The 13,940-nt window shown below is 38.3% G+C and carries 9 protein-coding genes; 3 read left to right on the forward strand and 6 right to left on the reverse strand.

From position 1 onward, the window contains the following. Positions 1–48 precede the first annotated feature (48 nt). The 3 genes from IEX65_RS13440 to IEX65_RS13450 form a co-directional block, all read right to left on the reverse strand. Positions 49–603: a DUF4136 domain-containing protein gene (locus IEX65_RS13440; RefSeq protein ID WP_188766598.1), complete on the reverse strand. Its 555-nt coding sequence runs from the start codon at positions 601–603 to the stop codon at positions 49–51. 242 nt (positions 604–845) lie between these two features. Continuing rightward, positions 846–1,871, reverse strand: a complete 1,026-nt coding sequence (aroB, locus tag IEX65_RS13445) for a 3-dehydroquinate synthase (RefSeq protein WP_188766599.1) — start codon at positions 1,869–1,871, stop codon at positions 846–848. Positions 1,872–1,961: 90 nt separating this feature from the next. After that, positions 1,962–2,702 carry a glycosyltransferase family 2 protein gene (locus IEX65_RS13450; protein WP_188766600.1) on the reverse strand — a complete coding sequence of 247 codons (741 nt, stop codon included), beginning with the start codon at positions 2,700–2,702 and terminating at the stop codon, positions 1,962–1,964. A gap of 287 nt (positions 2,703–2,989) precedes the next feature. Here IEX65_RS13450 and IEX65_RS13455 point away from each other — a divergent pair, with 287 nt between their 5' ends. After that, positions 2,990–4,057 carry a TerC/Alx family metal homeostasis membrane protein gene (locus IEX65_RS13455; RefSeq protein ID WP_188766601.1) on the forward strand — a complete coding sequence of 356 codons (1,068 nt, stop codon included), beginning with the start codon at positions 2,990–2,992 and terminating at the stop codon, positions 4,055–4,057. Positions 4,058–4,118: 61 nt separating this feature from the next. Here the strand turns inward: IEX65_RS13455 and IEX65_RS13460 are convergent, their stop codons facing one another. Beyond that, positions 4,119–8,015: an AAA domain-containing protein gene (locus IEX65_RS13460; protein ID WP_188766602.1), complete on the reverse strand. Its 3,897-nt coding sequence runs from the start codon at positions 8,013–8,015 to the stop codon at positions 4,119–4,121. A gap of 203 nt (positions 8,016–8,218) precedes the next feature. Between IEX65_RS13460 and IEX65_RS13465 the strand changes: the two genes are divergently transcribed. Together IEX65_RS13465 and IEX65_RS13470 are read left to right on the forward strand one after the other, a co-directional pair. Next, the gene (locus IEX65_RS13465; protein ID WP_188766603.1) at positions 8,219–11,083 is read left to right on the forward strand and encodes a M16 family metallopeptidase; all 2,865 of its coding nucleotides are present in this window, start codon (positions 8,219–8,221) and stop codon (positions 11,081–11,083) included. A gap of 111 nt (positions 11,084–11,194) precedes the next feature. Further along, complete coding sequence (locus tag IEX65_RS13470; protein ID WP_188766604.1) at positions 11,195–11,521, forward strand: hypothetical protein; 327 nt, start codon at positions 11,195–11,197, stop codon at positions 11,519–11,521. Between the two features lie 136 nt (positions 11,522–11,657). On the opposite strand, the gene mscL is transcribed toward IEX65_RS13470, so the two are convergent. Further along, positions 11,658–12,014, reverse strand: a complete 357-nt coding sequence (gene mscL, locus IEX65_RS13475) for a large conductance mechanosensitive channel protein MscL (RefSeq protein ID WP_188766605.1) — start codon at positions 12,012–12,014, stop codon at positions 11,658–11,660. A 337-nt stretch (positions 12,015–12,351) separates the two neighbouring features. After that, positions 12,352–13,926 (reverse strand): SusD/RagB family nutrient-binding outer membrane lipoprotein, encoded by a 1,575-nt coding sequence (locus tag IEX65_RS13480; protein ID WP_188766606.1) that lies wholly within the window; start codon positions 13,924–13,926, stop codon positions 12,352–12,354. Positions 13,927–13,940: the final 14 nt, after the last annotated feature.

Below are 13,940 nucleotides of genomic sequence, written 5' to 3' on the forward strand. Positions count from 1 at the left end.
ATACATTTTTTTATAAAATGAAGGCTGATTGCTTATTAAAATTGCCGACTATAATTCTTCAATTTTACGTGGTTTTTCGCCTGCTGCAAAAAGTGGGTATTGGTCAAAGATATTTCTGACCACACTGCGATAATAATTGATTGGCTTATTGACTTGCTTATTGAAAACGCCCGAAGCGTATCCACGCCAAATCAGACGGCTACTTTCGGCGTCGAGCAACGAAACCAGAATCATTCCGCCACCAAAATGGAAATTTTGAGTTTTGTATGTATCATCGCCATCGAAGTGATTGACCCAACGGTCGAGCGATGGTTGGAAATAACCTTTGTAGTCAACACGGTCACGGATGATGCTATAGCTCACCAATAAACCTGGGTCGTCGGCTGCCACTTTGTAGCCACGAGCTTTCATTTGGCGACGAATGGCATCTTGGATTTCGGAACAAACAAACGATGTATCAATCTCACAATTCAAAAAATTGTAGGTTTTGTACTTCGTAAAGTCGGTTTCGTAGCTATAGTCGTTATCGACCATGAGCTTGATGGAATTACAGCTTGATAATGCTAAAACAACGAGTGCAGACAATAAATAGAATTTTTTCATAAGGCTTACAAATTGAACTGATTTAAAATACAAAATGACTTTATATTCATGGCATTGCCACGAAAAGACTTATTATCAACTATTTATAAATATTCCGATGGAAAGCATCTAACCATTGCAGTATATTCAAAACTAATTAATTGTTTCTAAAAAATCAAGTTTTTGTTGCTTTATCTCGCCTTTCTTGCAAACACATTTTTAGGTAGCAACCCTTCAGCTATTGTCTGCCCTCATCTCATTTTCTAACCTTTGTAGTATTCTAAGGCTTTTTTCATCTCATTTTTACTCACCACTATATCATATAAGCAACTTCCTGCGGCATTTATTAACGAAAAACGGACTTCCTTACCTTTATTTTTCTTGTCTTGAAGCGTCAGCCCAATAATTGTATCGAAATCGGCTTCTGCAATATCTACTTTTCCGTAAATCGAAAATATGAATTCTTCTACTTGTTCGAGCGTTCGTTCATCAATCAAACCTCGTTCATAAGCTATATACGACTCGCAGACCATTCCGGTTGCAATTGCTTCACCATGAAACAATCTTTTTTTTCCTTGATGCAGAAAAAACGTCTCAATGGCGTGTCCGAGCGTATGCCCAAAGTTTAAAATTTTGCGTAAACCTTTCTCGGTTGGGTCTTGTTCGACCACTTTTTTCTTGATTTCAACCGAATGAGCAATCAAATCGGGCAAATCTTGGTCGGCTAAATCTTTTCTTCTGATTTCTTGCCATTTTTCTCCGTCTTGAATCAAGCAATGTTTCAAAATTTCGGCAAAACCTGAGCGTTTTTCTCTTTCCGAGAGTGTTTCCAAGAAAACAGGGTCAATTAAAACTGCATTAGGTAGAGTAAATACGCCTAAATGATTCTTAAAACCTTGAAAATCAATACCTAACTTTCCTCCTACACTGGCATCAACTTGCGAAAGCAAAGTGGTAGGAATCTGAATAAAATCAATGCCACGCTTGTATGTTGCGGCACAAAAACCACCCATATCGCCGATTACTCCTCCACCCAAGTTAATCATCAAAGCATGACGGTCGAGCTGTGCTTCGGTCATGGCCGACCAAATCTGCTCGCAAGTTTGAAGGTTTTTGTTTTCTTCGCCATGTTTTACGGTAATAAGCGTATGCTTCGGCAAAGAATCTTTGATAACTGGATAACAAAAACGCTTGGTATTTGTATCGGTCAAGACAATGATTTTAGAATAACTTTTTGTTTCGAGAAAAGTTTTTAAACTTTCGGAAATTGGAGAAATAATAACTGACATTTTAACTTTCGTTGATTAAAATTCAAAGTTAATGAAAAAAAGGAAGTCTTCGCTCAAAGCGAAGACTTCCTTAGAAAAACTATATCGAAATTACTTCAACAAATCCCATTTAAAAATACCAAGATTATTCAAGAAATAACGAAATGATACTCTAAGTACCCCCAAACCGTATTTTGAGCTACGCATAAAATTGATAGAAGATGCCTCATCGAAATATTTGGTCGGGCAAGTAACTTCGGCAATTTCGTAGCCTTTTGCGAAGATTTGGGCAATCATTTCATTATCAAAAATAAAATCATCGTCGCATTTTTTGAATGGCACATTCTGCAATACTTCACGTGAGAATGCACGGTAGCCCGTGTGATATTCTGAGAGTTTTTGACTCATCAAAATATTTTGTGTGAGCGTTAGGAAACGGTTTGCGATGTATTTATAAAGTGGCATTCCGCCCTTTAAAGCACCTTTGCCCAAGATTCTCGAACCAAAAACAACAGGATATAAATCTTCACCGATGATACTCACCATTGCTCTGATTAGCTTCGGAGTGTATTGGTAATCGGGGTGAACCATCACCACAATATCGGCCCCAATTTCGAGGGCTTTTGTATAGCAAGTTTTTTGGTTACCACCATAGCCTTTATTTACATCATGGCGAATAACGTGCTGAATACCAATACTTTTAGCCACTTCGGCAGTGTTATCGGGACTATAATCATCAACCAAGATTACTTCGTCAACAATATCAAAAGGGATTTCTTTGTAAGTACGTTCAAGCGTTAGCGATGCACGATACGCTGGCATAACGATGACTACTTTTTTACCATTATACATGAATTATTCGAGTTTTCGGTGCAATTTTGCAAATCAATTCTATTGAAACTTTGTTACAAAATACAGCATGTTTCTCTTGAATTGCAAATCTATGATTGGGTAATTGGTTATTAGTTACTGGTTATTAGGAGAATACTTACAGGTAAAAAAACTTATTTATTAAATTTGGAATATAACTTTACAATGAAGATTGTCATACACCAATAACCAGTTCTCCAATAACAAATAACCAACAAACAAACAAAGTGCCAAGATTTTAAGCAATAATTATTTTAAATTTTCCTTTTATGACTTTTTCAAACGAAACAATATTTTTCATCTGTTTCTCGATTTTCGTGGGTTTAGTAATGGCTTTCGATTTGGGGGCTTTCAGTAAATCGAGCAGCCACAAAGTAAGTTTCAAAGAAGCGGGGCTTTGGAGTGCCGTTTGGGTGGCTTTGGCCATCGGTTTTTTCTTCTTCTTACGTCAATACGGCTATCTGATTCACGATATTAGCGATGCTTCGCACCTTGAATCAGTCAGACTGAAATACTATGACAAACTAAAACTTCCGACCGATTTCAATGCCGCCCTGCAAGCCTTTGAAAATAGCATGGCTATTGATTACCTGACGGGTTATCTGACCGAATATTCACTTTCGGTTGATAATATTTTTGTGTTTATCTTGATTTTTAGTTCATTTGGTGTTCACGAAAAATTCTATAAAAAAGTATTAGTTTGGGGTATTCTTGGCTCAATCGTACTGCGTTTTATCTTTATTTTTATCGGGGCGGCCTTGATTCAAGAGTTCGAGTGGATTCTTTATATTTTCGGTGGATTTTTGGTTTATACTGGACTGAAAATATTTTTTAATAAAGAAGAGGAAGAAGAGAAAATCGAACCTGCAAACCACCCAGTGGTGAAAGTTGCCTCGAAAATCTTCAACGTTTACAAAAGAAACGTAACCGATAATTTCTTGATTTATCACAAAAGATATAAGAAATGGTATATCACGCCGCTTTTCTTGGTGATGCTCGTTATTGCGGGTACAGATGTGGTTTTTGCGGTTGATTCTATCCCAGCAATTTTCTCAATTACGAAAGACCCTTACATCGTATTTTTCTCGAATGTTTTTGCCATTATGGGGCTTCGTTCGATGTTCTTTTTCCTATCGAGCATCATGGGTCTTTTCCGATATTTACCTCTGGGATTGGGCGTTTTGCTGACTTTTATCGGGGCAAAAATGCTTCTTCACCACCAAATGGAAGGCCTTGGCTTTACGAATACACACTCATTAATAGTGATTGTAGGAATCTTGGCAACCAGTATTCTTGCTTCGATTTTGATTCCTGAAAAGAAAGAAGTGAAGGCGTAACATTAAGGAAGGCTTCGCTTTGAGGGGGACGCCCAGTCCGAAGCCTTCCTTTTATTTCCTTCTAAAAATTCCGACTCCAAATACGCTCAAATTTCCAGCCTTTGGCTCGGAGATTCATGGGTAAATAAGCGTGAGATTCTTTCGGAGAAATGCCATCAAAATACAAATCATCATCAGTCAAAATCAAAGAATCATATTTTCCAGTAGCAGCTTTTACGGTCAAATCTGCAAAAGGTAATTCGCTGATATACTGGCTATTACGATTTTTCAATTGTTCTTTCAAAAACCAATCAATTCGGAAACTTTCGGGTAAATTTGGCTCGTGCAGGAACTCACCATTCGATACTTCAAGAGCGTACTCCAAATATTTTTTTAGTAATTTCGGACCTTCATTTTGGGCGTTTTCAACATTGAGTTGGACAGGCAAAATACTACACACTACATAGATTTTTTCTCTCGCACGAGTAACTGCCACATTAAGCCTATTTTCACCCCCAGTTTGATTCAAACTACCAAAATTCATCAATAATCGACCATTGACATCGGGAGCATATCCCACCGAAAAAATCACAATATCAAATTCATCTCCCTGTATATTTTCAATGTTTTTTACTGAAATTTGGCTAAATATTTTTTCCTCAACTCTAAACTCAGAATTCATAATTCTCAACTCTATCAAATCTGCTTGTTTATGATTGAAAGTCACAACGCCAATGCTTTTTTCGGGGGAAGTTCGTTGTAGTTCGGCCACCAACTCTACCACTTTTTGAGCTTCACGCTCGTTAGTATTTTTCTCCCAAATGCCTTCCACTTTTATATAATTTATGGCAGGTTGATTAAGGCTAATTTGCTCATAATGAGGCAATAAACGCAAAGAATTTTTATAGAAAAACTGATTAGAAAAACCAATCAAATCAAGCGATTGACTGCGATAATGACCCATCAATGAAGCCTGTGGCAAATATTGAGCAGCGAAATCGAGCAGCGAATCTATCTCCAGAATCGGTTCTTCGTCAGTCAAATCTTCTTCGTAGCGAATCTGGTATAAATCATTGGGTTGAAGCTGCTTCGAATCGCCCGCTACCACAATCTGTTTTCCTCTATAAATGGCAGGAATACCGTACTCGGCAAAGCACTGAGAAGCCTCATCGAAAATCACTAAATCGAATAAGCCTTCTTTCATTTCAAACATCGCCGAAACCGATTCGGGCGATGCCATCCAGCACGGAATGAGTTTAAAAAGCTCATCAGAATACGCCTCCAAAACTTTTCTAACCGACCATAACTTTCGTTTTTTAGTAGTCTGATGATGCAGCTCTCGGTAAGTAACTACGTTTTGTAAGCGATTGATTAGTAAGTCTTTATACGTTTGCTCACGTAATTTAAGTAGCACAATCTCTTGACTCAAAGCTTGTTTTTGCAAAACACTTTCTTGCAATTCATCTTCCATTTGCTGCATTTTGAGTGAACTCACACTTCGCAAAATCGGGTAAAGTGTCTCAATATGCTGAATCCAAGCCAAACGCAAAGAATTCTGAAAAACTTCGGTCGCATAATCGGGGTTTTCTGTCAGTTTTTCAATAATCTCAAGTTCGGTATGGCTAAAAGAGTTTTTAAGACTATCAGCTTCTTGTATGTAGTCAAAGAGTAGCCCCACCCACAACCCCTCAGCAACGGCTGCCGTCCCAATGGAGAGGGGGGAATTCAAAAGTCCTCCCCATCGGGGAGGGTTGGGTGGGGCTATCTGCCAATTACTCAAAAACACCTTCCATTGAGGCAGTTTTTGCTTTACTTCTTTGATGGTTTGTCTTAAATCTGCGTAATATTTTAGAGAAAAGTCGTCGTTTTGAAGAAAATTATTGGCCGTATAAAGAGCAAAAGCATCATTGGCTAAAATATAATTTTTCAAAGTTTGTAAGATTGATTCGGTATCTTCTTTTGCATCAATATAAATCTCTTTTTTTGCCAGTTTATCTTTCAAGTTCTCGAAGGTAATTCTATTATTTATTTTATCGACAAGCAATTCTAAATCAGCACTTTGCAATGATAAGCGATTCTGAAAAAGCAGTTGTTCGACCTCTTTCTTGTCTTTAGAAAATAACTTCCAACTAAACCAACTCAAACCCGATTTACTGGCCGTCCATGCTTGCTCAACTTGGCTTTTTCTGTGTAAAAGAAGCTCAGTTGGCAAGGTAGTTTCTATCCAATTTTGGTTGGTCAGATGGTTTATTTCGGTACTGATTTTCTTTAGGTCAAATTGTCGGTTTACTAAGTATTTTTTCTCGCTTTTTATTGCTTCAAAAATCTCGATGACTTCTTCATTTTCGAACAATTCGGAGAATTGTTGTACTACGTTTTCATCAAGATTATTTAGTTCGGTAATTGAAAAACGAGTAAAGTTTTTTGTCTGGAAATCGGCTACTTCGACAATGACATTTTTGATTTTTGGGACATCGGCAAAAGTAAAATTAGCAAACGAAACTCGGTTTTTCCAAAACTCATAGCCTTCGCTTGATTGCAACTTTTGTTCATACTGAAAATAACGTTTTAATCGACTCTCAAAATCAGTTAAATCATTGAAAGTAAAAACTTTATACTTATCTCCAAGTTCGATACACGGCTTTTCGGCACTACTTGTCAGATACAATTCTTTGACCGACATTCCGCAGATTGACTCATCAAAAAGGGCATTTTTGAAGACTTGCAACTCTTCCGAAAGTTTATCAATTCGGCGGCTGGTTTGTGTAAAATTTCTCTCCAGAAAAATCGCATCAAGGCTTTTATTCTTCTTTTGATATTCTTCAACTCGCTCAATCTGATTCGTAATTTTCTCAAAAAGCGATTTTCTGTCATTCTTGAAATCATGAATCAACGCCACAAAATCGGTCATTTGGGCGTTTTCCAATCGCTGATAAACAGTATCGAGTGCTACACGTTTTTGACAAACGACTAATACTTTCTTGCCTCTTGAAGTAAAATCTGCCACCAAATTAGCTATCAACTGAGATTTTCCAGTTCCTGGCGGGCCTTGTACAACTAACGACTGACCTGACTTAACTTGCTGAATAGCAAGCTCTTGCGAAGCATCAATGGAGAAAGGTAGGAAAGAACTTTCTTCTTTTACAATCGTTGTTTCGGAAGCATCTATTCTAAATAATTCTTCCGAATTTATATTATTATTATTATTTGTATCTTCTAACAATCTCTCATAATCAGGCACCAAATAAGAACCCGCCTGCGGGAAAATACCCAAAACTGCTTGCGGAAAAAGTTTGAGTTCGCCGTTGCGTTCGAGTTGTTCTAAATCTGATTTTGTAAACTTCTGAAAATCAGTGAGTTGTTCCGTAAAATTATCTTGATTAAAATTAATTTCAACGGGGCTATTTTTCAATAATTCATACAATTGAGTTCTGAAAACAAGGCTTTCTTTACTAAAATCATCAAACGAAGTTTCGAGCAAATCATCGTTGATTTTTATCTGATTAAAGTGTGAATAAGCCAGCAAAAAACTACGATTTAAGCTAATGCTTTCTTCACGTCTTTCGAGTAACCATTTTTTACCATCGCCACTGTTTTTGAGTGTTACTGGAAAAAATAACAGCGGACAACGCACCACCGTGCCATCTGAAAGCTTTCCTTTAACAAACGGATAACCCACATACAAATCCTCCGCCCCACGTTCTTGCTCAATAAATGCTTCGGTTCGGGCTATTTTTCTAAGAATTTTACTCGTTTCGTTTACTTTTTCTAAACGACTATCCATCACATCACAAAGCGAAATTTGCGATTTTTGAGCAATAAGTTGGTTGATTAACTCAAACGAAGGCTTATTATCCAGAAAATCAAGTTGGTGTAAATCAAGAAATTGTTCTTGGGGTAAATTAAGCAACAATAACGAACGATTCCGTGAAGTAAGATTGGTAAGCCGACGAAGATATGTTTTGAGGAGTTTTTGCATAGACAAATATAATTACAGAATACTCAGATTTGACAACTTTCAAAAAGTTGTCAAATCTAAATACTCCTTTCATCAACACTAAACGCTTTTTAACATTTTTTATTTGTAATTAATCATTCTAACTATTTTCTTCGTTATATAATGCAGGTTAGTAGTTTTTTACTCCTCGCCTATTATTTGCACAATTAATCCAACAAAAAATTATGTTAAACTATTACCGAAACCTGAACCTCAAGCAGTTCATCATGATGATGCTTGTGGGTATTTTCTTGATTGGTGGCGATGCGTTCGCTCAGAAAAAAGAAAAAAAGAAACGAAAAAAGAAACAAAAAACTGCTCTCGTAGAAGAAAAAGCTCCAATTCCTGCTCCAGTAAAAGTTACTTCGGTTGAAGGTATCACCGAATATTTGCTTGGTAATGGTCTTCGAGTTTTACTTTTTCCCGACCCATCTAAGCAAACGGCTACCGTAAACATCACGTATTTGGTTGGTTCTCGCCACGAAGGTTACGGCGAAACTGGTATGGCTCACTTGCTCGAACACATGGTGTTTAAAGGTTCGCCAAAACACCCGAATATTCCGCAAGAATTGACCGACCACGGTGCAAGACCAAACGGTACTACATGGCTCGACCGTACCAATTATTTCGAGACTTTTGCCTCAACTGAAGAAAACCTCCGTTGGGCCTTAGACCTCGAATCTGACCGCATGATAAACTCATTTATTAAGAAAGAAGACCTCGAAAAAGAGTTTTCGGTAGTAAGAAATGAGTTTGAATCGGGTGAAAACGACCCCGAAAGTGTGTTAAGTGAAAGAGTAATTTCGACTGCCTATCTGTGGCATAACTACGGAAACTCAACGATTGGTTCACGTGAAGACATCGAACGAGTGCCGATTGATAATTTGCAGGCTTTCTACAAAAAATATTATCAGCCTGACAATGCTATTTTGTTGGTTGCAGGAAAGTTTGATGAAGCCAAAGTGCTTAAAATGATAAATGAAGAATATTTTGGTGGAATTCCTCGCCCAACTCGCAAGCTACAACCAACTTACACAGTTGAGCCAGTGCAAGATGGCGAGCGTTCGGTTACGCTTCGTCGTGTGGGCGATGTGCAAGCCATTGGTGTTGCTTATCATATTTGTTCAAATAGCCACCCAGATTACCCAGCTTTAGATGTTTTGCAGGGGATTTTAACAAGCCAACCTGGTGGAAAACTCTACAAAGCATTAGTTGAAACCAAACTCGCTTCGAGCCTTTATGCCTATTCATTCACGAATAAAGACCCAACTTTCTTCTACTTCGGACTAAGTGTTTTGAAAGAAAAGAATTTAGATGAAACCAAGAAAGCATTACTGACGATGCTCGATGGCGTAGGCACAATGGAATTTACGAAAGAAGACGTTGAGCGTGCTAAAAACGAAGCCCTTAAAGGCCTTGAACTCACGCTTCGCAACAGTGAGCGTGTAGGCTTACAAATGAGCGAGTATATGGGTGCGGGCGACTGGCGTTTGATTTTCATCTACCGTGATGCCCTCGAAAAAATTACGGTTGATGATGTAAAACGTGTGGCAAAATATTATTTCAAGCCATCGAACCGCACGATTGGGGTATTTATTCCAGAAGAAAATCCTGACCGTGTGAAAGTACCAGAATCACCAGATGTTGATGCTTTAGTGAAAAACTATAAAGGTCGTGCAGTGGTGGCACAAGGCGAAGCCTTCGACCCATCGCCAGCCAATATCGAAAGCCGCACGAAGCGTGGACAAGAGCCAAATGGTTTAGAATATGCTTTGTTACCAAAATCGACTCGTGGAAACTCAGTACGAGCAAACATCACGCTACGCATGGGCGATGAGCAAAGCCTCCAAAACAAAGCTACGATTTCACAATACACGGCCTCGATGTTGAACAAAGGCACCAAAACATTGAGCCGCCAACAATTGAAAGACACGCTCGATAAGCTCAAATCACAAGTAAACATCGGTGGTGGTGGCAACAATGTGGGTATCAGCATTGAGTCAACCAAAGATAATTTGCCAAAAGTTTTGGCGATTGTTAATGACATTTTGAAAAATCCTGTTTTTGATGAGAAAGAATTTGAAACCATGAAACAAGAAATTTTGGCTCAAGTTGAATCTCAGAAAAGCGACCCACAGGCTTTGGCATTTACGGCGTTCCAACGCATGATGAATCCTTATCCGAAATCTGACGTACGTTATGTACCTACGATTGAAGAAAGCATCGAAAGCAACAAAAACGTAAAACTCGATGACGTTAAGAAATTCTACACTGATTTCTATGGTGCTTCGGCCGCTACGATGTCGGTTGTTGGAGATTTTGATGAAGCTGCCGTGCGTAAAAGCATCAGCACCAACTTCGGAACTTGGAAATCACCAGCACCATTCAAACGCATTCAAGCGGTTTTCCAAGAGATTTCTCCATCGAATAGTGCCATCAAAACTCCTGATAAAGCCAATGCTCTTTTCTTAGCAGGTCAAAACCTTCCATTACAAGAAACCGATGCCGATTATCCTGCATTATTGTTGGGTAACTATATGCTCGGTGGTGGATTTTTGAGTTCACGTTTGGCCGTTAGGATTCGTCAGAAAGAAGGTATCAGCTATGGTGTTGGTTCAAATCTTTCGGGAAGTCCGTTCGATAAGTCAGGTAGCTTCATGACTTATGCCATCTATGCTCCAGAAAATGCCGAAAAACTCGAAAAGGCATTCTATGAAGAAATAGAAAAGGTTGTAAACGAAGGCTTTACCGCCGACGAATTGAAAGCTGCAAAATCGGGTTGGTTGCAAAGCCGTAGTGTTTCTCGCTCGCAAGATAACGAACTTTCAAGTCGCTTGAACAACTACTTGTACTACGACCGTACGCTCACATTCGATGCTGACTTTGAGAAAAAAGTCGAGGCTCTTACGCCTGAGCAAGTAAACGGAGCTATCAAGAAATTTATCGACCCTAAGAAGATTTCAATCGTAAAAGCGGGCGATTTCGATAAAAAAGTGGCTAATCCTGGTACTCCTGCCGCTGGTGGGGTTTCGGGTAGCGGGAAGAATTAAGAAGCCCTCTAACTCCCCGATGGGGAGAATCCAAACCCCCTCTAATATTTTGATTATTAGAGGGGGTTTATTTTTATAGTTTTTTACCTTTGTAGTCTAAATTTTTAGAAAATGGACACTAAATTTCTACGTCATATTGTTATTTCGTTGGCCGTAACGGCTTTGGTAGTTTATATTATTTATCACAGCATTGGCTCGGGGGCATATTTGATGATGTCAGCATTGGCAATATCGAGCTTTATTATTGGCTACTTAGAGCCACACCGTGGATGGGTATTGGCTCTCATACAAGTAGCAATTTTGCTAATTGTACATTTCTTAAAACTTTTCACGCCCGTAAGTGCCGATATGGCTATGTTTGGCACATTTGCTGGATGCGGAATCTCGTTGGTTTTTAGCTTTGTAGCTGGGCGTTTAGCGAGGTTATTTGAGAAGTAAATTCATCGGCGAACCGATTTCCAATTTGTTTCTTATACAGCATATTCTTAACCAACTGACAGCTTACAAAGTTGTTCTGGACAAAAACAATTTAGAAATCGGACGGCAGCGGCCGACCGTCGCCGACACGGTTGTGCTACTTTTTGGCGTTGAGTTTTCTAAGTTCATCACGAATTTCGATTAATAAATCATCTACTTGTGGTTTAGCTTCGGTATTTTGCCCCAATGCTTTCAGAAAAAAGTATAGAATTGTACCAACTACCACAAAATCAAAAGTTGCTTGGAGGGCTTCTCCCCAACCAATTTTTACGGTCAATACCTCGGCATATCTATCTTTCAGATTGACACCACCAACCAAAACTCCCACAAATGGCATGAAGATTTTATCAATCATTGCCGAAATAATTTTCTGAAAAGCCGTACCGATAACTACTCCCGTAGCAAGGTCGATGATGTTGCTACGCATCAAAAATAGCTTGATTTTCTTCACCATAATTACTGTTTATATTTTCTTTGGTTTGTCAGTTTTTAAACGAATGACTCTTTTTCAATCAGCACATTTGATAGTTTAATTACTTTATCAATCGCCATGATTTTGATTTAATCGTTCGTCTCCAAAACTTAGATTTTATTAAAGTTTTTATGTGAGCATATTCATTTTTGCCCAAAACTATTATTGAAATTAAGTTATTGGAGGAAAATACAAATATATAGGCAAAACCTTTAAAGACAAGTGGAAGAATTGCGTGGTATTTCTATAAAAATCAATGGGCGTACTAAAATAGCACGCCCATGAATAAATAATCCTTAATCATTTTTATTAATCAAATCTACTTTACATCCCAAAACAGCTTAGTGCTTAGGTTATCTTTCGTTCTTACTGAACTATAATTTGTTGAATTATAAGTTTGCTCACTCGATGGGTAGCTCCAACGGAAAGGTGGTTGTTTTTGTGCGTTAGCATCATCTACTTGGAAAGTAAGTTTCGGTAAATCCAGACGACGGATTTCGGCCCAACTATCTACTGGCTGCACTACACTGAAATGAATCCATTTTTGGGTAGCAATAAGATTGAGTTTATCAGTTGCTTTATCCCAGTTTACATCGGCACTGGCTAAATACTTCGTAATTTCATCTTCGGTAACTGCTGTCAATGCAGGTGCGGTATTATCGTTGCTGAGTTTTCTTAGATTATAATAAAACTCTATTGACTGGCGAATACCTTTCTCATAAGCCATTTTGGATGCGGCATTGTTGTTGGCTTTCAAGTAATATTCAGCCGCCAAGAAACTCGCTTCGGCAGCATTTATCAAAACACCTGGGAAGAACTGATTACGGCTCAAAGTCGAGCGGTTATAAATGGACAATGTACCACCTGCAATCAAGGCTGTTTGTGCTTGACCATCTAACATTGGGTCTAAGCCATTGTAAACTCCTTTGGCATTTGCACCAGCTTCAAACATCGCTCTTAGGCGTGGGTCAGTGTTTTTATTCATGTGGTCAATCATAGCTTTACCAGCAATGTTACCATCCCAATCTTCTAAGCCAGTACGGAAGTTTTTAGCGTGAATGTCGGTATTCAAATCATATACATTAATCTGAATATTATCGGTGTTACTTGTAATAGTTGGATATTTTGCTGGATTATTCAAAATATCAGCAATTTCAGAAGTAGCACGTGCCGAAAATGCCGATGCACCCGAAACTCTCGTCAGAATTCTTAAACGCAATGAATTGCAATATTTTTTCCAAAGTGTTAGGTCGCCTTTGTTTACAAAATCTTGTGTTTTGAAACCTGCCAAAATACCACTTTGCACGTTAATACTGTTCAATTCATCAGAAAATGCTTTTAAATCATCTAATATTTTCGTGTAAATACCTTCGGCAGTATCATACTTAGCGTATGATTTCTCATAATTACCGCCATTTGTACTCAATTTACCTGCCTCGGTCAACGGAATATCACCGTGCAAATCAACTACTTTTTGTGTATGGTCATAGAAATAGATTGTTGAAGCAATCATATAAATACGACGGTCAGTTTGGTCGGTAGTACTTAGTTTACTATAAACTTTTTCTAACTCACGGTACTGAGCCACAAAGTTATAATAGTTATTCCAGCGGTCATTTATACTGGCTGCTCCTGGAATATATTGATTAGCAGTATTTGCCCAGCCCACTGCTTGATTATAGCGGTTGATAGTTGTGCGAAGTACTACGAAGTAATTCCCGTAATCAGGCAAAACATACCATTTATTGGAGTTTAAAAAGCCAGTAAATTGCTTTTCAACAGTTGTATTGGATATTTTTGATGGGTCAGGATAAGCTCCTTCAAAATCAGATTTCTGACAAGCCGAAACAACTAAGGTTAAAGCTGCCATAAAAATTAAATATATTTTCTTCATTGTCTTATTTCTTA

It is taken from the genome of Emticicia aquatilis (assembly GCF_014644295.1).
Lineage (GTDB): Bacteria > Bacteroidota > Bacteroidia > Cytophagales > Spirosomataceae > Emticicia > Emticicia aquatilis.